Genomic DNA, 21,946 nt, shown 5'->3' with positions numbered 1-21,946 from the left:
CTCGACGCCGAACTCAATCTGCTGCCCATCGGTGTGGCCGGCGAACTGTATATCGGCGGCGAAGTCGGCCTGGCCCGTGGTTACTTCCAGCGTCCCGAACTGACCGCCGAGCGTTTCCTGCCCGACCCGTTCGGTCAGGCGGGGGAGCGTATGTACCGCACCGGCGACCTGGTGCGCTGGCGTGCCGACGGCACCCTGGATTACCTGGGTCGGGTCGACCATCAGGTGAAGATCCGCGGCTTCCGCATCGAGCTGGGCGAGATCGAGAGCCAGTTGCTGGCCCTGGACGGCGTGCAGGAAGCGGCGGTGATCGCCCGCGAGACACCGACCGGCAAGCAGCTGGTCGGTTATGTGGTGGCCCGCGACAACAGCGACGCCAATGCTCTACGTGCCGAACTGGCCAAGGTACTGCCGGACTATATGCTGCCGGCGCAGATCATCGCGCTGGCCAAGCTGCCGCTGACCCCGGCCGGCAAGCTGGACCGGGCCGCGCTGCCCGAGCCGACCTGGCAGAGCCAGAGCTACGAAGCACCACAGACCGACAATGAGCACATCCTCGCCGCCATCTGGGCGGAAGTGCTCGGTGTGGAGCGGGTGGGGCGCCAGGATCATTTCTTCGAGCTGGGTGGCGACTCCATCGTCGCTTTGCAGGTGGTCAGCCGCACCCGCCAACAGGGCCTGCAACTGCCGCTCAAGGCGCTGTTCGAGCAGAGCCGCCTGGCCGACTGTGCCAGCGCCCTGCAGCGTGAAAGTGCCGACGCACCGAAGCTGCGCGTGCTGCCGCGGGTTGGCGATCTGCTGCTGTCGCATGCCCAGCAGCGCCTGTGGTTCCTCAATCGTCTCGATCCGAGCAACGGCGCCTACCATATGCCGGCCGGCCTCGACCTGCATGGCCGCCTGGATCGCCAGGCACTGCAGGCCGCCTTCGACCAGCTGGAAGCCCGCCACGAGGCGCTGCGTACCCGTTTCGTCGAAGTGAACGGCGAGGCGCGTCAGCGCATCCTGCCGGCCCAGGGACAGCGCATCGACTGGCTCGATCTGCGTCCGCTTCCGGCCAACAAACGCGAAAGCGAAGCCAAGGCCTATGCGCAGAAACTGCTGCAACGCCCGTTCAATCTGGCCAGCGAGCCACTGCTGCGGGTAAGTGTGCTGCGCCTGGGCGATCAGGAATACCGCCTGCTGCTGATCCAGCACCATATCGTCTCGGATGGCTGGTCGATGCAGCGCTTTATCGGCGAGTTCGCCAGCGCCTATGCGGCCTTCGCCGAAGGCCGGGTGCCGCAGTTCGCCGCGCTGCCGGTGCAGTACGCCGACTACGCCCAGTGGCAGCGCGACTGGCTGGGCTGCGGCGAAGCCGCGCGTCAGCTGGATTACTGGAAGGCCCAGTTGGGCGAACACCAGCCGCTGCTGGAACTGCCCACCGATCACCCGCGCCCGGCCCAGGGTGCGCGCCAGGGCATGCGCTGGCGTTTCGAGCTGTCGCCGCGGCTCACCGCGCAACTGCGCGCCCTGGCCCAGCGCGAGGGCAGCACCCTGTTCAGCCTGCTGCTGAGCGCCTGGCAGAGCCTGCTGCACCGCTACAGCGGCCAGGAGGATATCCGCGTCGGCGTACCGGTGGCCGGCCGTAGCCTGGCCGAAGTGGAAGGCGTGCTCGGCTGCTTCATCAACACCCTGGTGCTGCGCGGCGAGCCGAGTGGGCTCAAGCCGTTCCGCCAGCTGCTCGGCGAGCTGGCCCAGGCCAGTCGCGATGCCCTGGCCAACCAGGAACTGCCGTTCGACCAGCTGGTGGAAGCCCTGCAACCGGCGCGCAGCCTTAGCCATCACCCGCTGTTCCAGGTGGCGTTCAACCACCAGCAGATGGATTTGCGCGCCCTCGACAGCCTGCCGGGCCTGCGTGTGCAGCCGCATGACCCGGGCGCCGCTGGCGCCCAGTTCGACCTGGCGCTGGATACCGAGGAGGCCGCCGATGGCAGCCTGAGCGGTTTCGTCAGCTACGCCGCCGAGCTGTTCGAGGCGCGCACTGTCGCGCGCCTGGCGCGGCACTTCGTGCGCCTGCTGGAAGGCATCTGCGCCGATCCGGCGCAGCCCATCGGTCTGCTGCCGTTGCTGGAAGAAGACGAGCAGACCCAGCTTGCCGCCTGGAACGACACCGCCAAGGACTACGGCCCGCAGGTTTTCCTCAGCCAGCGCATCGCCGAGCAGGCCGCGCGCACGCCGCAGGCGCCGGCCCTGGCGTTCGGCGAGCAGGTGCTCGGCTACGCCGAGCTGGACCGGCGCATCAACCAGCTGGCCAACCGCCTGCGCCACCTCGGCGTGCAGCGTGGCAGCCTGGTCGGCATCAGCCTGGAGCGCTCGCTGGAACTGGTGGTCGGCCTGCACGCCATCGTCCGCGCCGGTGGCGCCTATGTGCCGCTCGATCCGGAGTACCCGCTGGAGCGCCTGGCCTATCTGCTGGAGGATTCCGGCGTCGAGCTGCTGCTGTCGCACAGCCTGCTGATCGAGCGCCTGCCGCTGCCGCAGGGCCTGCAGGTACTGAGCCTGGATCGTGAAAATTGCGGCGGCGAAAGCGCCGACGCCCCGGCCGTGCAGTTGCAGGCCGACGACCTGGCCTACGTCATCTACACCTCCGGCTCCACCGGCAAGCCCAAGGGCGCCGGCAACAGCCATCTGGCCCTGGCCAACCGTATCCAGTGGATGCAGGAGGCCTACCCGCTCGGTGCCGGCGACGTGGTGCTGCAGAAGACCCCGTTCAGCTTCGACGTGTCGGTGTGGGAGTTCTTCTGGCCGCTGATCACCGGCGCCTGCCTGGCCGTGGCCGCGCCCGGCGACCATCGCGACCCGCAGAAGCTGGTGGAGCTGATCCAGCGCCACCGCGTCACCACGCTGCACTTCGTGCCGTCCATGCTGCAGGCCTTCCTGCTGCACCCGGACGTGGAGCAGTGCGCCAGCCTGTCGCGCATCGTCTGCAGCGGCGAGGCGCTGCCGGCCGAGCTGCAGGTGCGTACCTTCCAGCGCCTGCCTGGTGCCTGCCTGTACAACCTGTATGGACCGACCGAAGCGGCCATCGACGTCAGCCACTGGACCTGCGTGGAGGAGGGCCGTCACGCGGTGCCGATCGGCCGGCCGATCGCCAACCTGCGCCTGCATATCCTCGATGCCCAGCTCAATCCGGTGCCGCAAGGCGTGCCCGGCGAACTGTATATCGCCGGCATCGGCCTGGCGCGCGGCTACCACCGCCGTCCGGAGCTGACCGCCGAGCGCTTCCTGCCCGATCCGTTCGGCCCGGCCGGCTCGCGCATGTATCGCACTGGCGACCTGGTGCGCTGGCGCGCCGATGGCGCCATCGATTACCTGGGGCGTATCGACCATCAGGTGAAGATCCGCGGTTTCCGCGTCGAACTGGGCGAGATCGAGGCCCAGCTCGGCGCGCAGCCCGGCGTCGCCGAATCGGTGGTGGTGGCCCGCGACAGCCAGATCGGCAAGCAGCTGGTCGGCTATGTGGTGGCCGATCCGCTGCCGGTCGACGAGGCCGCCTGGCTCAGTGGGATCAAGGCCGCGCTGAAGGTCGAGCTGCCCGAGCACATGGTGCCATCGATCCTGATGCGCCTGGAGCGCATGCCGCTGTCGCCCAACGGCAAGCTGGAGCGCCGCGCGCTGCCGGAGCCGATGTGGCAGGCGCGCAGCTACCGCGCGCCGCAGTCCGAGCTGGAAAACGCCCTGGCCGGCCTCTGGCAGGAAGTGCTGGAACTGGCCCAGGTCGGCCTGGACGACAACTTCTTCGAACTCGGTGGCCACTCGCTGCTGGCCACCCAGGCCGTGGCGCTGCTGCGCCAGCGACTGGGCCTGGAGCTGCCGCTGCGCGCCTTCTTCGAGGCGCAAGACCTGGCCGCCCTGGCCGCCTCCCTCGACGGCCTGGCCCCGGCCGCCGCCGAGGAAGAAGACCAAGACCTGCGCGGCATGGCTGCGCTGCTCGACGAACTGGAGGCCCTGTGACCGCGCCTATCGACAAGGCCGCCCTGGCGCGCCGCTTTCTCGCCCTCGGCCCGGCCGAACAGAAACGTTTTCTCGAACTGTTGGCGAGCAAGGGCATCCGCTTCGACCGCCTGCCGCTGGTACCGGCGCCACGCGGCGAGCACCTGCCGGCCTCGCATGCCCAGCAGCGCCTGTGGCTGGTGGCGCAGATGGAGCCGGACAGCAGCGCCTACCACATGGTCGGCGCCTTCGATCTGGCCGGCGAACTGGATCGCGGCGCGCTGCTGGCTGCCCTGGAGCTGATCGTTGCGCGCCACGAGGCGCTGCGCACGCGTTTCTACGACCACCAAGGCCAGCTGTGCCAGCGTATCGATGCGCCGGGGCCGCTAGCCCTCGACGAGCAGGATCTGCAAGGCCAGCCGCCCGATCTGGAGGCAGCGGTACAAAACCTGGCCGATGCCCATGCGGCACGCGCCTTCGATCTGGTCGAGGGGCCGCTGCTGCGCGTGCAGCTGCTGCGCCTCGCCGAGCAGCAGTGGCGCCTGCAGATCGTCTGCCACCACATCGTCTCCGATGGCTGGTCGATCGGCGTGTTCGCCGAGGAACTGGGCCGCGCCTATGCCGCCCTGAGCCTGGGCCAGCAACCGCAGCTCAACGAACTGGCGATCCAGTACCCGGACTATGCCCAGTGGCAACGCGCCTGGCTCGCCGCCGGCGAGCGCGAGCGCCAGCTGGGTTACTGGCGTGAACGCCTGGGCGATGAGCAGCCGGTGCTGGCCTTGCCCTACAAGCTGGACGCCTCCGGGCAGCGGCATGCCGCGCGCCAGGCCATCGAGGTACCGCAGGCCCTGGCCGAGCGTCTGCGCCAGTTGGCCCAGGGCGAAGGCGCGACCCTGTTCATGCTGCTGCTGGCCTCGTTCCAGCTGTTGCTGGCCCGCTACAGCAACCAGCGCGATATCCGCGTCGGTGTGCCGGTGGCCAACCGTCAGCGCACCGAGACCGCGCCGCTGGTGGGCTTCTTCGTCAACACCCAGGTACTGCGCGCCGAGCTGACGACCGACATGAATTTCCGCCAGTTGCTGGCCGAAGTGCGTCGCCACGCCCTGGATGCCCAGGATCAGCAGGACCTGCCGTTCGATCAGTTGGTGGAGGCTCTGGCGCCGGAGCGCAGCCTGGGGCAGACGCCGCTGTTTCAGGTGCTGTTCAACCATCAGAAGCGCGACCTCGGCGCCTTGCAGCTGCCGGGCCTGAGCCTGCAGCCGCTGGCCCAGGGCGTACCACACGCGCTGTTCGACCTGGCGCTGGACAGCCATGAAGACATCAGCGGCCGCCTGCGCCTGACCCTGACCTGGGCCCGCGAGCGCCTGGACGATGGCCAGATGCAGAAGATGGCCGCCCATCTGCTACGCCTGCTGGAGCGGGTCAGCGCTGCACCGGATCAGCCTCTGGTACGACTGGACGTGCTGGATACCCAAGATCAGACGCAACTGAGCGAGTGGAATAGCCCACGCCAGGACTTCGATGCCTCGCGCCTGCTGCCCGAGCTGATCGCCGAGCAGGCGCGTCTGCGTCCTGACGCCATCGCCCTGGTGCATGGCGCTGAGCGAATTTCTTTCGCCGAGCTGGAGGCCCGCGCCAACTGCCTGGCCCGGTTGCTGGTGGAGCAGGGCGTGCGACCCGAGTCCCGCGTCGGTGTATCCCTTGAGCGCGGCAACGCGATGATCGTGGCCATGCTGGCGGTGCTCAAAGCCGGCGGTGCTTTCGTGCCGCTCGACCCGGATTACCCGCGCGAACGCCTGAGCTATATGGTCGAGGACTCGGGGTTGCAGTGGCTGATCACGTCCTCCGATCTGGCCGAGCGTCTGCCGCTGGGCGAGGGTGTCGAGCCGCTGTATCTGGATCAACTGGATCTGTCCGCTTTCGACGCTTTGGCTCCAGCCGTTCAGCTGCATCCGCTAAATCTGGCCTACCTGATCTACACCTCCGGCTCCACCGGCCAGCCCAAGGGCGTGGCGGTCAATCACCTGGGGCTGAGCATGCACGTGCAGTGCATCGGCCAGCGCTACGGCATGACGCCCGACGATGTGGAGCTGCACTTCGCCTCGATCAGTTTCGACGGCGCCCTGGAGCGCTGGACGGTGCCGCTGGCTTTCGGCAGCCGCCTGGTGATTCGTGACCAGGAACTGTGGAGCGCCGAGAAGACCTGCCAGGTGATCGCCGACGAAGGCGTGACCATCTCCTGCCTGCCGCCGAGCTATGCCCAGCAGCTGCTGGATTGGGTCGAGTCGCAGAACCTCAAATTGCCTGTCAGATCGTGGACCCTAGGTGGCGAAGCCTTTACCCGCGAGACCTACGAGCGCCTGCAGAAAGTCCTGCAGCCCAAGCGCATCATCAACGGCTACGGCCCGACCGAGACGGTGGTGACGCCGCTGATCTGGGAAGCCTTCCCCGGCGACGCCTTCGAGGCCGCCTATGCCCCGATCGGCAACCCGGTCGGCCCGCGCAGCCTGTATGTGCTCGACGCCGAACTCAATCTGCTGCCCATCGGTGTGGCCGGCGAACTGTATATCGGCGGCGAAGTCGGCCTGGCCCGTGGTTACTTCCAGCGTCCGGAGCTGACCGCCGAGCGCTTCCTGCCCGATCCGTTCGGCGCAGCCGGCGAACGCATGTACCGCAGCGGCGACCTGGTGCGCTGGCGTGCCGACGGCACCCTGGATTACCTGGGTCGGGTCGACCATCAGGTGAAGATCCGTGGTTTTCGCATCGAGCTGGGCGAGATCGAGAGCCAGTTGCTGGCCCTGGACGGCGTGCAGGAAGCGGCGGTGATCGCCCGCGAGACACCGACCGGCAAGCAGCTGGTGGGTTATGTGGTGGCCCGCGACAACAGCGACGCCAATGCTCTACGTGCCGAACTGGCCAAGGTACTGCCGGACTATATGGTGCCGGCGCAGATCATCGCGCTGGCCAAGCTGCCGCTGACCCCGGCCGGCAAGCTGGACCGGGCCGCGCTGCCCGAGCCGACCTGGCAGAGCCAGTCCTACGAAGCACCACAGACCGACAATGAGCACATCCTCGCCGCCATCTGGGCGGAAGTGCTCGGTGTGGAGCGGGTGGGGCGCCAGGATCATTTCTTCGAGCTGGGTGGCGACTCCATCGTCGCTTTGCAGGTGGTCAGCCGCGCACGTCAGCAGGGCCTGCAACTGGCGCCGCGCGAGCTGTTCCAGTTGCCGCGCCTGGCCGAGCTGGCCAAGGTCATGCGTGTAGGTCAGGGCGAGGCGGCGCAGGAGCCGGTGACCGGCGAGCTGCCGCTGGCGCCGATCCAGGCGCATTTCTTCGCCATGGGCCAGGCCCAGCCGGCGCACTGGAACCAGGCGCTGAACCTGGAGCTGTTGCGCCCGCTCGACCCGCAGCTGCTGGAGCAGGCGCTGCAGGCACTGGTGGCGCATCACGATGCTCTGCGTCTGCGTTTCAGCGAAGAGCAGGGCGTCTGGCGCCAGCAGTATGCCGAGCACGATCCTGCGCAGGCGCTGCTGTGGCTGCGTGAAGCACGCAATGAGCCAGAAGTGGACTTGCTTTACCAGCAAGCCCAACAAAGCCTCGATCTGGCCAACGGCCCGCTGCTGCGTGCGCTCTACCTCAAGCAGGCCGGCCAGCCGGAACGGCTGTTGCTGGCGGTGCATCACCTGGTGGTGGATGGGGTGTCCTGGCGCATCCTGCTGGAAGATATTCTCGCTGCCTATCGCCAGTTGGAAGTCGGGCAGACACCGCGCCTGCAGAGCAAAAGCCTGTCCTACAAGAGCTGGAGCGAAGCGCTGCAGGGTTGGACGAACAGCGAAGCCGCACAGCGCGAGCTGGATGCCTGGTGCAGCCGCCTGAGCGGCCCGGCCATGCCGTTGCCGCGCGAGCTGCACGGCACCGCAGCCACCCATGGCGACCAGCGCGCTGTGCGCCTGGCCCTGGATGCCAGTGAGACCAAGCGTCTGTTGCAGGCGCCGGCGCAGCTCGGCGTGCGTATCGATGCGCTGCTGCTCAGCGCGCTGACCCGTGCCCTGTGCCGCTGGAGCGGCCAACCGGGCCTGCGGGTCAACCTCGAAGGCCATGGCCGCGAGGCGCTGGCCGGCGAGCTGGATCTGTCGCGCACGGTCGGCTGGTTCACCAGCCTGTATCCGCTGCAACTGCCGCGACTGGACGACCCGCGGCAACAGCTGCGGCGCGTCCAGCAGCAGCTGGAGCAGGTCGAGCATGGCGGCCAGGGTTATGGCGTGTTGCGCTGGCTGGGCTCGGCCGAGGTGCAGGCGGCCCTGGCCGCATTGCCGGCGGCCGACGTCACCTTCAACTACCTCGGCCAGTACCAGGCCGGTGCGGCGGCGGACTGGTTCCGCCCGGCGGGCGGTGGCGGCGCGGCGGTGGCGGTGGACAATCCGCTGGCCAGCCGTCTGAGCGTCAACGGTCAGGTGTTCGACGGCCAGTTGCAGCTCTCCTGGGAATACGCCGGTACGCAGTACGGCGAGGCGACCATCGCGGCGCTGGCCCAGGCCTATCGCCAGGAGCTGCTTAGCCTGCTGGAGCTGGCGCGCGGCCAGGCTGATCTGGGGCCATCGCCCTTGCTACGCCTGACCCGCCAGGACGCCGCAGCGGCGCCGGTGTTCTGCCTGCACCCGGTCACCGGTCGGGTCACCGGCTACCAGCCGCTGGCCGCTCGGCTGGAAGGCGTGCGCCCGCTGTTCGGCCTGCAGTGCCGCAGTTTCCTCGATCCGGCCTGGCGCGATGCCTCGCTGGGCGAGATGGCCGATGCCTACCTGGCCGCGCTGCTCAAGCAGCAAGCGCAGGGGCCGTACCGGCTGGTCGGTTGGTCGCTGGGCGGCAGCCTGGCCCTGGAGCTGGCGGCGCGCCTGGAAGCCCGAGGCCATGCAATGACCTTCCTCGGTCTGCTCGATTGCTACGTGCCGGGCACCGAGATCGCCGGCGACGACGCCCGCCACCCGCTGGCCCGCGCCAAGCTCGGCGAGCATCTGCAACTGCTTGCGCCGGAGTTGCCGGCCAGGGCCTGGGATGGCCTGTTCGAGCGCCTGCTGCAGCTGGAGCCGCTGGACTGGCCGCAGGCCTGCAGCGCCTGGTTCGCCGGCCAACCGCTGGACGGCATGACCCGGCAGAGCCTGGAGGAGCTGCTGTTCGCCTGGGCGGTGGAACAGCACATGCGCCGCCTGTGCGCCGGCTATGCGCTGCCCAAGGTCAAGGTGCGCCCGCACTGCTGGTGGGCGGCGCGGCCGGCGGGGCGCGCCGCACTGCTGGAGTCCGGCCTGGAACAGGTGCAGGGCAGGGCGGCAGCGCACCGGCTGGTGGATACCGACCACCAGGGCATCGTGCGTCACCCACAGGTCCTGCTGGAGCTGACGAGCCTGCTGCAGAAGCAGAAATAGAGTCGCGGCTTACTAAATTTTTTCGCATGCCATTCGTCTTGTAGTGGCAAGTTGATCAAATGCGAATCCTTCTAATTTAAGTTCACTGGGGAGTGGTTGATGAAACAGCAGTCGAAGTACCCGGCCAGAGTGCCGTTCGCCAGGGCACGTCTGCCTCTGGCCATGGCGTGCGCACTGAGTGCATTCAGCTTTGCCGTGCATGCTGAAGAGCAAGTGCTGGAACTGGACGTGCTGAACATCAGCGGCGAACTGGACAGCCCGGTCGGCGAAGACCAGGGCTATGTGGCCAAGAACAGCCGCAGCGCCACCAAGATCAACACTCCCCTAAATGAAACCCCGCGTTCGGTCTCCGTGGTTACGGAAGCGCAGATGAAAGACCGCAACGTGCAGACCGTCAGCGAAGCGCTGCGCTACTCGGCCGGCGTGCAGGCTGGTTTCTACGGCGAAGACAACAAGCAGGACTGGTTCATCATCCGTGGCTTCAAGCAGGCCAACAACGGCCTGTTCATGGATGGCGCACGGGTCTTTTCCAGCGGCTTCTACAGCTGGCAGATCGACCCCTACATGCTCGAACGTGTCGAAGTGCTCAAGGGTGCTGCCTCGGTGCTCTATGGCCAATCCCCACCCAGCGGCCTGATCAACCTGCAGAGCAAGCGGCCGAACCTGGAGGCACACAACGAGATCGGCATCCAGTACGGCAGCTTCGATCGCAAGCAGGTCAATCTGGACGTTGGCGGCCAGCTGAATGAAGAGGGCAACGTCCGCTACCGTGTGGTGGCCCTGAGTCGTGATACCGGCACCCAGGTCGATGACGTGAACGCCGAGCGCCTGCTGCTGGCCCCGTCGATGACCATCGACTTCAACGAGGACACCTCGCTGACCCTGCTGGCCAGCTACCAAAAGGACAACTCGGACCCGCAGCTGCAGTTCCTGCCTTCGAGCGGCACCATCGAGAACAATCCCAATGGCGATATCGATACCGATACGGCGGTTGGGGACCCTGGCTACGAGACTTTCCAGCGTACTCAGATGACCCTGGGTTATGAGCTGAACCATCGCCTCAACGACAACTGGGACTTCCAGCAGAACCTGCGTTACGGCCACATGGATCTGGAAGTGCGCCAGCTCTACAGCCTGGGCTATGTAAACGACTTCGCGCCAGCACTGGATCCAAACAAGCGCCTGCTGGTGCGTGGTCTGACCTATGACGATGGCCAGGCCAAAAGCCTGTCCACCGACAACCGCATGCTCGGCAACTGGTTTGGCGACGGCTGGGAAAACACCCTGTTGCTCGGCTTCGACTATCAATTGCTGAACATCGACGCGAAGAGCCCTGCACGCGACCCCGGCTTCGGTACCGTGCCGGTGCTGGATATCTACGATCCGAAAAGCTCCTCGCTGACCTTCCTCGGTCAGCCCACCACCTACGGCGCACCCATCGGCGACTTTGCGCTGCAGAACAAGGACACCCGCGCCGACCAGTTTGGTTACTACGCACAGAACCAGCTCAAGCTGGACGAGCACTGGGTCTTCCTGCTTGGTGGTCGCTACGACCAGGCCCGTAGCAACTTCGACAACCGTACCACCGGCAAGAACTACGACGTCACCGACCAGGAGTTCACCTGGAGCAGCGGTGTAGCCTACGTTGCGGGCAACGGCCTGACGCCCTATATCAGCTACTCGGAGTTCTTCCTGCCGGTCACCGAGTTGAACACCACGGTGACCCCTAACGAGCCCTTCGAGCCGCAAATCGGCGACCAGAAGGAGATCGGCCTGAAGTTCCAGCCGCTCGGCCTGGATGCCGCCTTCAGCGCCGCGCTGTTCGAGCTGACCCAGGAGAATGTGCGCAAGACCGTCAACGGCAAGTCTGTGCAGATCGGCGAAGTGCGTAGCCGTGGCCTCGAGCTGGAGGCCCAGGCCAATCTCACCGAAAGCCTGAGCCTGGTCGCCAGCTACACCAAGCTCGATCCCGAGACCACCAAGAGCGGTCGCAAGGCAGAAGAGGGCAAGATTCCGGCCAACGTTGCCGACGAGATGGCCTCGCTGTGGACCAAGTACCAGTTCCAGGGCGGCCTGCTCAATGGCCTGGGCATTGGTGCTGGCGTGCGTCACACCAGCTCCAGCTATGGCGATAACACCGAGACCCTGGAAGTACCGTCCTACACCTTGCTGGATGCCATGGTCAGCTACCGGATCCAGGATGTGCGTCTGCAACTCAACGCCAACAACCTGACCGACAAGGAGTACATCAGCGCCTGCGACTACTACTGCTGGTACGGCAACCGTCGCAATGTCATCGCCAGTGTCACCTATGAGTTCTAATCGCCTTAACCTGCTGCCGCTGCCCGATGGGCGGCAGCTTGCCGGCCATGACGATGGCAGCAGCCTGACCCTGCACCTGGACGGGCACGCACTGCTGCGCGCCCGTCGTCAGGGCGAGATGCTGGTTGCGCTGGAGTTGGCTTGGGCCGAGCAGGCCGAAGCACTGTGGCTGCTGGCCTATTGGTCCTTCGCCAGTCAGCCGGTGCTGCAGCTACTGCGCTTGCAGCTGGAGCGGGTCGATCCGGCCTTGTTGGCCAGCGGCTTGCTGGTCGGCGAGGGCGCCGACTTACGTATCGAGCGCTCGCTGTTCTGGCAATTGCCGGGGCTATTTCTGCGCAATGCCAGCACTGCTGGCTACCCGCAGCTGATGGTCATGCATACCAGCGGGCGTCGTCATCCGCGCCGCGGGCCCAAGCCGGTCGGCGAGGTTTATCGACGTTTCGACGCTCATCTGGGGACCTGGATTTCCCTGCGCAGCCTGGACATAGACCGTGACCTTGAGTGTTTCCACCATTGGCAGAACAGCCCTCGGGTGGCCGCGTTCTGGCAGGAGGAGGGCGACCTGGACAAGCACCGGCGCTACCTGCAAGAGCTGGCAGCCGATCCGCGGGTGCTGACCCTGATCGGCTGCTTCGATGACCAGCCGTTTGCCTATTACGAGGCCTACTGGGCCAAGGAAGACCGCATTGCGCCTTTCTATGGGGTGGACGACTACGACCGCGGCATCCACATGCTGGTCGGCGAGGAAAACCATCGCGGTCCGCACAAGGTGGCCAGTTGGCTGAGCGCGCTGACCCATTACCTGTTTCTCGATGACCAGCGCACCCAGCGCATTGTTGCCGAACCGCGCGCCGACAACGCCAGGATGATCGCTCACATGCAGGCGCAGGGTTACTGCAGGGCCAAGGAGTTCGATTTTCCGCACAAGCGCGCGGCACTCATGGTGCAGCCCCGCGAAGTGTTCTTCGAACATTGCCGCTTGGCGTAGCAGACGCTGCCGCTGAGCATGACTATAAGATGAGCCGAGCTTGAGCGCGGCCGTGAACTGATGAGATTGGGCGAGGCGGGTGCCTGCATGGACTCACCCGAACTTCACACGAACCATCTGCAGCGGATTGGGCCCTGACATGAGCATAGAAACACTGGAATACGATGTAATCGGCTTGGGCTTCGGGCCCGCCAACCTGGCCATCGCCATCGCCCTGGAGGAAGACCGCCAGGTGCGTGAGCAGGGGCTGCGCTATTGCTTCCTGGAAAAAAAGCCGGAGTACACCTGGCATGGCGGCATGTTGCTGGACGACAGTCGCATGCAGATTTCTTTCCTCAAGGATCTGGCCACCCTGCGCAACCCGTCGAGCCGTTACACCTTTATCAATTACCTGCACCAGCAGCGCCGCCTGGAGGCCTTCATCAATATCAGCACCTTCACGCCCTCGCGCCATGAGTACAACGACTACCTGCGCTGGGCCGCCAGCCATTTCGCCGAGCGCGTGCACTACAGCGAGGAAGTGATTGGCGTCGAGCCGGTGTTTGACGGTAGCGAGGTGACGCGGGTCAAGGTGATTTCGCGCCTGGCCGATGGCCGTACCCGTGCACGGGTGACGCGCAATCTGGTTGTCAGCATTGGCGGCGAAGCGGCGGTGCCGGAAATGTTCCGCCCGTTCAAGGACGATGCCCGGGTGATCCACTCGTGCGCCTATCTCGAGCGCATCCAGCAGTGCCAAGCGCCCCGGCGCTTGGCGGTGATTGGCTCCGGGCAGAGCGCGGCGGAAATCTTCAGCGACCTGTGCAGCCGTTATCCGCACGCCGAGGTGTCCTTGGTGATGCGCGGCCAGGCCATGCGTCCGGCCGATGACAGCCCCTTCGTCAACGAGATCTTCGATCCCTCCTTTACCGATGTGGTCTATGGCCAGGCACCGCAAGAGCGCCAGGCGTTTCTGCAGGCCAATAGCCAGACCAACTATTCGGTGGTCAACCTCGATCTGATCGAAAGCATCTACCAGCGCCTCTACCAGCAGAAAGTCAGCGGCCATGCGCCGCATAACCTGTTGACGCAACGCAGCATCGAGGCGGTAGAAGGCCAGGAACAGGGGGTGCGCCTGAGCATGAACGGCCCGGATGGTCGCGAGGAACGTTTGTTCGATGCGGTGGTGCTGGCCACCGGCTATCGCCGTGATGGTTACAAGCGTCTGCTGGCCGGCCTGGCGGAGCACCTGGACGAAGGTGTCGAGCGTGACTATCGCCTGTGCAGCAAAGCGCAGATGAGTGCAGGCATTTACTTGCAGGGCTGCTGTGAGGCCAGCCACGGCCTTAGCGATAGCTTGTTGTCGGTGCTGGCGATTCGCTCGCAGGAAGTGGTCGATGCCTTGCTGGATAGTTGCCGACGACGCCGTCAGGGAGTTGCCAGCGCATGTGCTTGAGCCAGGCGCGGAGGCGATGATTAAGGCTATCGCCCCGTTATTTCAGGGCCCATTTGCCCACTACCGCGATGTCCTTACCCTTGCGGATGACCCACGCCCGGCACTGTCCGGGCGTGAGTTCGTCAGCCCGGAGCGCCTAGAACAGCAGTTGCTACGCTTCGGCCCCGAATATGCCGAGGGCGATCGCCGCGCGCTGCTGTCGTTGTGGTCGAAGTACTATTTTCTGCGCTTGATTCCGCCCGTGCTGGCGACCGGGTTGATCCTCAACTGGCGCCTGCCGCTGGATTTCGAGGAAATCCAGGTGGTGGTCGGTACCGACGGCCTGCCCGAGGCCTTCAAACTGCCCCATGCCGGTGAGCGTTGGGCTAGCCCTCCAGACGATGGTTTCGCGCGTTTTGCCGGGCTGCTGGACAACAACCTGCAGCCCTTCATCGAGGGCCTGCGCGGCTATCGCAAGGTGGCGGCTCGCGTGCTGTGGAGCAACGCCGGCAACTATTTCGAGTGGTTTATGGCGACCCTGGATGGCTTGCCATTGCCCAAGCCGATGCTGGGTCATGGCTTCGAGATACTCCAGACCGCCCAGCGCCCGGACGGTAAGCGCAACCTGCTGTTCGAGCCGGTGCGCTATGTCGCCCAGAGCGAAGACTGTGCGCCCTGGCGGCAACGCAAGCTGTGCTGCATCCGCAACGAGCTGGGCATGGACATGTGCGATAACTGCCCGCTGCTGGGCAGCCCGCCGGCCGAAGGCGCGGCGCTACTGGATTGATCCTGTTTAGATAGCCCAGGGCGGCAACGCTGCACTGCCCTGCGGGCGAGTACAGCCTACCCAGGGTCCATGAGTGCGCAGGGTGGGTTCAGGCGTGTGGCGAACAACCCAGCGTTTCGCTGATCAGCGCCGATACAGGCACAGCATGAAGTAGGCGCCGCCGAGCAGGGCGGCCAGCAGGCCAGCCGGCAGTTGGGCCAGCGGACCTGAGTAGGGCAGCAGGAAGAGCAGGGTGATCAAGCCCAAGGCGGCGCCGGCACTGATGCCCAGTACTTCCGGGCTGGCCATGGGATTGCCGCTCAATCGATAACCGGTGCCGCTTTTCATGGCGTATTAGGTGTCGTAAATCCGGCTCTAGGTCGCGCACTTCGCGTTCGATTTCATAGAGGATTGCGACGTAGTGCAGGGCCTTTTCCGCGATCTGGCTTTTGTTGGTGGCATGCAAGTCGAAGAACTTGCGATGTGCATGGGCCATGCAGCCGATTTCGGTCACGCCCAGTTCGAAGCTCGCCTTGTAACCGCCAAAGTCATCGCAGACCAACTTGCCGCTCCAGCCGTGCAGGAAGTTTCTGGCGTGCTCGCCGGCTCGGCTTGGGCTGAAGTCATAAATCACGGCGCTCAAGCCTGCGCAGGCGCCTGAGTTTTCGACCGGCCAACTTACAACGACGGTGCCACGAGCATGTGGGACTTCGATTCGAATAGCTGCCGGCGTGATCTGAGGTTGTGGCTGTAGCGCCGGTAATTTCAGTGGTATGAAAGCCGGCAACTGACCGACGTCCCGCTGTTCTTGTAGGCGTATCCACTTGTGCACGAGGTTGGCGTTGAGACCGTGGTTGAGCGCTACACCGGCAATGGTGGCGTCGGGTTCGCGGCACTCTTGGATGACCTGGGTCTTGAACGATTTGAGATAGGAGCGGCGTTTTGGCTGCATGAAGGATCCGCTTAAAGGAGCTAGAAATGGTGTCCACTTAATTTAGGTGGGCACCATGTCCTGGCTTCGCGGAGCTAACCAGATGCCTTTGCCGGACGCTTACATCCTCCATGAAGCCAGCGTGGCTATAGCCAGCCGTCACGAGCTTAGTCGGCATCGACAGAAGATGGCGACAAGAGCGCTAAGCTTGGCCGAATCGTCGCGAGCGCGGCAGGATTGGCGTCGTTAGACCGAGGCTTGGCGATGTAGTGGGCGACCTGCTGGCAGAGATGCAACCGCAACTATGAAAGTGCTCGATAGCTAACATCAGCCTTGCGCTCTTTATTCCTGCGCTCGCGGTGGTAGGGTGCCTGAGCTGGAAAGGCTTAGAGCCTGTTCAAGGTCTGCCTGCAGGCTTCGCGCCTCATGCGGCGTTGAAAACGAACTCATCCCATTCGTAACCTGCACTTTTGACTCGCTGCGCTCGCCCTGCGGACCAGCCTTCGGCCGTTACTCCGCTGCGCTTAGATCTTGGACAGGCTCTTATGAACGATTGAAGCAAGGTCGGCCTAGCGTCTGGCGCTGATGACGGCGTTAACCTGAGCCGCCATAAAGCTTCAGCCCACAAGCCATCTGGCGATAGACTTGGCCGGATTGCCCGATTGTATTCGGCGGCTAGAGTCCTTAACTAACTTCATTCCTCTTCTTGGTGTGTATCTCTCTTATGAGTTCTGCTCTGTCCATCCGGCAGTTGACAAAAACCTACGGCAATGGCTTTCAGGCCCTGCATGGTATTGACCTGGAAGTGGCCGAAGGCGACTTTTTTGCGTTGCTCGGCCCCAATGGGGCCGGCAAGTCCACCACCATCGGCATCCTCTCGACCCTGGTGAACAAAACCAGTGGCACGGTGAGCGTGTTTGGCCATGATCTCGACCGCAATCCGTCCGCGCTCAAGCGCTGCCTGGGCGTGGTGCCGCAGGAGTTCAACTTCAACCAGTTCGAGAAGACCTTCGACATAGTGGTGACCCAGGCCGGTTACTACGGTATTCCGGCGCGTATCGCCAAGGAGCGCGCCGAGCAGTACCTGACTCAACTCGGGCTCTGGGACAAGCGCAACGCGCCCTCGCGGGAGCTCTCCGGTGGCATGAAGCGCCGCCTGATGATTGCCCGCGCGCTGGTGCATCAGCCGCGCCTGCTGATTCTCGATGAACCCACCGCCGGTGTGGATATCGAGCTGCGCCGTTCGATGTGGACCTTTCTCACCGAACTGAATGAGCAGGGCATCAGCATCATTCTGACCACCCACTACCTGGAAGAGGCCGAGCAGCTGTGCCGCAATATCGGCATCATCGACCACGGCAGGATCGTCGAGAACACCAGCATGCGTGAACTGCTGAAGAAACTGCATGTGGAAACTTTCCTGCTGGACCTCAAGGACTCGCTGTTGATCCCACCGCAATTGATCGGTTATCCCGCGCAATTGCTGGATAGCCATACCCTCGAGGTGCAGGTGGAGAAGAGCCAGGGGGTCAGCGAACTGTTCCGCCAACTGGCGCAGCAGCACATTCAGGTGCTCAGCTTGCGCAATAAAACCAATCGCCTGGAGGAGCTGTTCGTCTCCCTGGTGGAGAAAAATCTGGCGAAGGTGGCGGTATGAATTCGGAACTGATCAATACCGAGCTGCAGGCGAACTGGGTCGCCCTGAATACCATCGTCTATCGGGAAATTCGCCGGTTCATGCGGATCTGGCCGCAAACCCTGCTGCCACCTGCGATCACCATGGTGTTGTACTTCGTCATCTTCGGGAATCTGATAGGCCGGCAGATCGGCGACATGGGTGGCTTCACCTACATGGAATACATAGTGCCGGGCTTGATCATGATGTCGGTGATCACCAACGCCTACGGCAACGTGGTGTCGAGCTTCTTTGGCAGCAAATTCCAGCGTTCGGTCGAGGAGCTGATGGTGGCGCCGGTCTCGCCGCACACCATCTTGCTGGGCTACACCATCGGCGGCGTGCTGCGCGGCCTGGCGGTGGGGCTGATCGTCACCTTGCTGTCGCTGTTTTTCACCGAGCTGCAGGTGCATCACCTGGGGATCACCATGCTGGTGGTGTTGCTGACCGCGACGATTTTCTCCCTGGGCGGCTTCATCAATGCGGTGTACGCGCGCAATTTCGATGATATTTCGATCATCCCGACCTTCGTACTGACGCCGTTGACCTACCTGGGCGGGGTGTTCTATTCGATCAACCTGCTGCCGCCGTTCTGGCAGACGGTGTCCATGGCCAACCCGGTGCTGCACATGGTCAACGCCTTCCGTTACGGCATTCTGGGCGTCTCGGATATCCGCATCAGCATTGCCATCGGTTTTATGCTGGTCGCTACGGCGGTGTTGTATGGGATCTGCGTCCGCCTGCTGGTGAGTGGTCGTGGAATGCGTCAGTAACCTTCGGAAAAGCAGGCTCGGGGTGACGCAGGGATAGATGTTTAGCCGCTGAACCAGCTATCTGCTGCGTTGTTCCTGCGGGTAACGCAGCCGATAAGGGGCTTTGTCGGCCAGGCACTGCGGACTGGCTTTGATGGCTGAAAAAACGCTGGAAACTGTATACACTTGCCGCGTTTTATCAGCCAGGTTCCCGCCATGCACCCCGCCGCCGAACACTCGCCGCTAGGCAAATCCAGCGAATACATCGCCACCTACACGCCGTCCCTGTTGTTTCCGATTCCGCGGGCGCCGAAGTGGGCCGAGCTGGGGTTGACGGCGCAGACACTGCCTTATCAAGGCCTGGACTTCTGGAACTGTTTCGAGCTGTCCTGGCTGCTGCCCTCGGGCAAGCCGGTGGTGGCGATTGGCGAGTTCGCCATTCCGGCGGATTCGCCGAATATCATCGAGTCCAAATCCTTCAAGCTCTACCTCAACTCGCTCAACCAGAGCGTGTTTGCCGATCCGGCTGCGCTGCTGGCGATCCTCGAGAAAGACCTGTCCGCTGCTGCCGGTAAGCCGGTCAGCGTGCGCGTGCGCAGTCTGGCGGAAGTGGAGGCGGAGGGCGTGAGGCGATTGCCAGGCGTCTGCATCGACGAGCTGGATGTCAGGGTGAGCAGTTACCAGCAGCCGCAACCCGAGCTGCTGCGCTGCGACGCGACGCGGGTGGTCGAGGAAAGCCTGCACAGTCATCTGCTCAAATCCAACTGCCCGGTTACCGGTCAGCCGGACTGGGGCAGTGTGGTGGTGGAGTACCGTGGTGCGGCGCTGGATCACGCCAGCCTGCTGGCTTATCTGGTGAGCTTCCGCCAACACGCGGACTTCCATGAGCAGTGTGTGGAGCGCATCTTTCTCGATCTACAGCGTCTGCTGCGGCCGGAAAAGCTGACGGTGTATGCGCGTTATGTGCGCCGCGGTGGCTTGGACATCAACCCCTACCGCAGTACTGGGCCGATCAAGCCGGACAATCGCCGGCTGGTGCGCCAATAACGAAAACCCCGGCCGCAGCCGGGGGGGGCTTGCTAGGGATTTAGATCCCCATGTTGGCCAGGCTTTGCACAATGTTGCGCAGGGTCCCGGCCAGGGTTGGGTGTGCGACTTCGAAACGCTCCACCGCGAGGTTAACGCCATCCACCAGGCTGGTATCCGGTGCGCTGGCTTCGCGCTCAAGTTGCAGTTCGATCTGCTTCGCCAGTTCCAGCAGATGCGCATGTTCCTCGGCGGAGAGTGGCGGGCCTTTTTCCAGTTGCTCGCGTAGTTGGTTCAATTGCTGCTGCAGTTCGCGGGCAGGCATGGCGTTCTTCCTCCGTAATAGGCAAAAGCATTGATCCTGCGCCTACGCGAAAGATCCCTGCCTCTCTAGAGGTTAATCCAAGCGCGGCCGCTTTGCCTGATCTCGATCAAGCCTGCAGCAGACGCAGCGGCTCGCCGGCACGTCGGGCGAAGAGTTCAGCCAGTTGCTCGGTAAACTGCTGGCGATTAAACATCAAGGTTTCTCTCCTTTCTGTCGGCGAATGGCGAGGTCGGTCAGGCTTGGACCCAGCTCGGCCAAATGGTCGACTACCGAATGGACGCCCAGGCGGTACAGCTCGAGGGTGGCTTGTGCGCGTAGTTGATCGCGTTCGCGTGCCGGGAGTGCCTGCCAGTCGGCGGGTGCCTGGCCGCACAATGGCCCGCAGGCCGCCAAGCCAACGGTCCAGAGACCGGCATTCAGCCCGGCCTGCAGCAAACGCGGCTCGCCGCTGATCAGTACGCAACCGTCGAGATTAGCCACTTTTAACTCCATCAGCGTCTGCCAGCAGGCATCCGGTGCCGGCCAGGGCCGAGTGTTGCAGAGTTGTGCCGCGTGGAGCCAGCTGGGCAGGGGGGTGGCCAGACGGGTGCCGGCATCGCGCGGCAGCTCGTCGAGCCAGGCACAGGGCACGCCTTGCTGTTGCAGTTGTTCGAGTAGCGCCAGCGCTCCCGGGGTGACTTCGGCGTGTTCGTTCGCGGCCTCCGCGAGTGCCTGGTTCAGGCCGAGTAACTCCGCAGGCTGCGGGTCGCGCCCAAGCACGGCGGTTAAAGCCGCGGCAGGCGCCAGCTGAGTGGGTAGGCGTTGGCTGACGGCGGGGCAGAGGCGCAGCAGCGTCACTGGCAGGGTGCGCGCACCGAAGTCCACCAGGCAGCCGGACAGGCCGAACAGCACGGCGGTAAAGGCGGGGGGAGGCATGGCGAGGGGCGGCATGGTGAGTATCCGGGCAGTGGTCTAGTCCAAGGTAAACGGCGCGGATGACGGTTAGATGAAGGCTGTGTGACGAGTGCCGGGTACGGAAACTTTACTCGCCGAATGTCGCCCGGCCGGTGCCTGGCTGGCGCCGCAGATGACGGTGGCGGAGAGCGATCCGGTGTTCTTTCTGTAGCGTCGGCGTTGGGTCGACGAGCGCCCGGTGCTGATCGAGCTGATCGCTCTCGACGCCAGCTGGTGCCCAGGCTTGCTCGAGCACGACTTGGATACTTCGTTGATGAACCTGCTGCGCGAGCGTTTTGGCTTGGCCCCGGCACGTTGCCAGTTGGCCATGCACCCGACGGCATTGAGTGCCGCGCAGGCAGAGCCCTTGCAGTTGGCTCCGGGTTCGCCGGCGCTCTATCTGGAGCGTTTGAGCTTTGCTCAGGACGGGCGAGCGGTAGAGTTCGATCAGGAATTCTGGCGTCCGGATGCCTTGGAAATCAAGCTGGAGGCTGTTTATTCGGGTTGAGGGCTACTCAGGCAGCGAATGATCACTGCTTTGGTCGATCCAGAATAGTTTGCGGTGTTTTTCTCGCTGTGCGGATCTTCGCTATGCTGCCAAGACAGGTGTTTGTGGCTTTATACTGCGCCGCTTATCTGGCTGGCCGGGCCGCCACACAACTTTTTCTCACGGAGAGACTGCACATGCGTTTGATCGCCACCAGTTGGGTCGATCGTCTAGGTCAACTTTTTGTTTGTGCCAGCTTGGCGCTGTTGCCAGTGGTAGTGCAGGCCGCTGAAGAAGACCCGTGGGAGGGCTTCAATCGCGCGGTGTTCAGTTTCAACGATACCCTCGACATCTACGCACTGAAGCCGCTGGCGCAGGGCTATCAGGCGGTGACTCCGCAGTTCCTCGAAGACGGCATACATAACGTGTTCAACAACCTTGGCGAGGTCGGCAACCTGGCCAACGACCTCCTGCAAGGTAAGGTGCATGACGCCGGCGTCGATACCAGCCGTCTGATTTTCAACACCACCTTTGGTTTGCTGGGCTTCTTCGATGTGGCCAATAAAATGGGCCTGCAACGCAACGATGAAGACTTCGGCCAGACGTTTGGCGCCTGGGGCTTGGGCAGCGGTCCTTATCTGGTCTTGCCGTTGTTGGGGCCAAGCACAGTGCGGGATGCCTCGGGCAAGATTCCCGATAGCTTCCTCGAACCCTATCCCTACATCGATGATGTGCCAGCGCGTAACCTGACCCGTGCTGTGGATGTGGTCGATACCCGTGCCAGCCTGCTGTCGGCTGAGAAGTTGATCAGCGGCGACAAGTATCTGTTTATCCGCAATGCTTTCCTGCAGAACCGAGAGTTCAAGGTGAAGGACGGTCAGGTCGAAGACGATTTCTAACGCCTGTGGCAGGTTTAACCACACCAGACATGACAAAGG

The 21,946-nt window shown here is 64.0% G+C and carries 13 protein-coding genes and 3 pseudogenes; 11 read left to right on the top strand and 5 right to left on the bottom strand.

Features of this window, described 5'->3' with window-relative positions; all coding sequences use genetic code 11:
• From FFS13_RS16850 to fhuF, 6 genes are all read left to right on the top strand, one after another.
• A partial coding sequence (locus tag FFS13_RS16850; RefSeq protein ID WP_137820214.1) for a non-ribosomal peptide synthetase occupies positions 1-3,993 on the top strand: 3,993 nt, incomplete at its 5' end.
• Positions 3,990-9,392, top strand: coding sequence for a non-ribosomal peptide synthetase (locus FFS13_RS16845; protein WP_218568633.1), 5,403 nt, complete (start codon positions 3,990-3,992; stop codon positions 9,390-9,392). The genes FFS13_RS16850 and FFS13_RS16845, both read left to right, overlap by 4 nt.
• A gap of 99 nt (positions 9,393-9,491) precedes the next feature.
• Positions 9,492-11,714: a TonB-dependent siderophore receptor gene (locus FFS13_RS16840; RefSeq protein WP_137820213.1), complete on the top strand. Its 2,223-nt coding sequence runs from the start codon at positions 9,492-9,494 to the stop codon at positions 11,712-11,714.
• A complete protein-coding gene (locus FFS13_RS16835; protein WP_137820212.1) occupies positions 11,704-12,702 on the top strand; it encodes a GNAT family N-acetyltransferase in 999 nt (332 codons plus the stop codon). Before FFS13_RS16840 ends, FFS13_RS16835 begins: the two co-directional genes overlap by 11 nt.
• Before the next feature lie 139 nt (positions 12,703-12,841).
• Positions 12,842-14,134 (top strand): lysine N(6)-hydroxylase/L-ornithine N(5)-oxygenase family protein, encoded by a 1,293-nt coding sequence (locus FFS13_RS16830; RefSeq protein ID WP_137820211.1) that lies wholly within the window; start codon positions 12,842-12,844, stop codon positions 14,132-14,134.
• Between the two features lie 16 nt (positions 14,135-14,150).
• Positions 14,151-14,900: a siderophore-iron reductase FhuF gene (gene fhuF, locus FFS13_RS16825; RefSeq protein WP_137820210.1), complete on the top strand. Its 750-nt coding sequence runs from the start codon at positions 14,151-14,153 to the stop codon at positions 14,898-14,900.
• Between the two features lie 123 nt (positions 14,901-15,023).
• On the opposite strand, the gene FFS13_RS16820 is transcribed toward fhuF, so the two are convergent.
• The 3 genes and pseudogenes from FFS13_RS16820 to FFS13_RS20280 form a co-directional block, all read right to left on the bottom strand.
• Positions 15,024-15,188: a hypothetical protein gene (locus tag FFS13_RS16820; protein ID WP_371922968.1), complete on the bottom strand. Its 165-nt coding sequence runs from the start codon at positions 15,186-15,188 to the stop codon at positions 15,024-15,026.
• Between the two features lie 31 nt (positions 15,189-15,219).
• Positions 15,220-15,522 (bottom strand): annotated as a pseudogene (locus FFS13_RS16815) (transposase); the annotation flags it as partial.
• 150 nt (positions 15,523-15,672) lie between these two features.
• Positions 15,673-15,831 (bottom strand): annotated as a pseudogene (locus FFS13_RS20280) (transposase); the annotation flags it as partial.
• 703 nt (positions 15,832-16,534) lie between these two features.
• Here FFS13_RS20280 and FFS13_RS16805 point away from each other — a divergent pair.
• The 3 genes from FFS13_RS16805 to queF all read left to right on the top strand — a co-directional run bounded on the left by FFS13_RS16805 (position 16,535) and on the right by queF (position 19,284).
• On the top strand, positions 16,535-17,467 hold the full coding sequence (locus FFS13_RS16805) for an ABC transporter ATP-binding protein (protein WP_137820208.1): 933 nt from the start codon (positions 16,535-16,537) through the stop codon (positions 17,465-17,467).
• Positions 17,468-17,478: 11 nt separating this feature from the next.
• Positions 17,479-18,258: an ABC transporter permease gene (locus FFS13_RS16800; RefSeq protein ID WP_137820218.1), complete on the top strand. Its 780-nt coding sequence runs from the start codon at positions 17,479-17,481 to the stop codon at positions 18,256-18,258.
• Positions 18,259-18,453: 195 nt separating this feature from the next.
• Complete coding sequence (queF, locus tag FFS13_RS16795; RefSeq protein ID WP_137820207.1) at positions 18,454-19,284, top strand: NADPH-dependent 7-cyano-7-deazaguanine reductase QueF; 831 nt, start codon at positions 18,454-18,456, stop codon at positions 19,282-19,284.
• A gap of 40 nt (positions 19,285-19,324) precedes the next feature.
• On the opposite strand, the gene FFS13_RS16790 is transcribed toward queF, so the two are convergent.
• Both FFS13_RS16790 and FFS13_RS16785 read right to left on the bottom strand, forming a co-directional pair.
• Positions 19,325-19,588: a DUF4404 family protein gene (locus tag FFS13_RS16790; protein ID WP_137820206.1), complete on the bottom strand. Its 264-nt coding sequence runs from the start codon at positions 19,586-19,588 to the stop codon at positions 19,325-19,327.
• 192 nt (positions 19,589-19,780) lie between these two features.
• Positions 19,781-20,503, bottom strand: a complete 723-nt coding sequence (locus FFS13_RS16785; protein ID WP_137820217.1) for an HAD family phosphatase — start codon at positions 20,501-20,503, stop codon at positions 19,781-19,783.
• An 85-nt stretch (positions 20,504-20,588) separates the two neighbouring features.
• On the opposite strand from FFS13_RS16785, the pseudogene FFS13_RS16780 reads away from it, so the two are divergent.
• Positions 20,589-21,029 (top strand): annotated as a pseudogene (locus FFS13_RS16780) (UTRA domain-containing protein); the annotation flags it as partial.
• A gap of 176 nt (positions 21,030-21,205) precedes the next feature.
• The gene (locus tag FFS13_RS16775) at positions 21,206-21,907 is read left to right on the top strand and encodes a VacJ family lipoprotein (RefSeq protein WP_137820205.1); all 702 of its coding nucleotides are present in this window, start codon (positions 21,206-21,208) and stop codon (positions 21,905-21,907) included.
• Positions 21,908-21,946: the final 39 nt, after the last annotated feature.

This window comes from Pseudomonas sp. 2FG, from assembly GCF_005502935.1.
GTDB lineage: Bacteria > Pseudomonadota > Gammaproteobacteria > Pseudomonadales > Pseudomonadaceae > Aquipseudomonas.
This window is presented reverse-complemented; position numbering and strand designations above follow the sequence as displayed.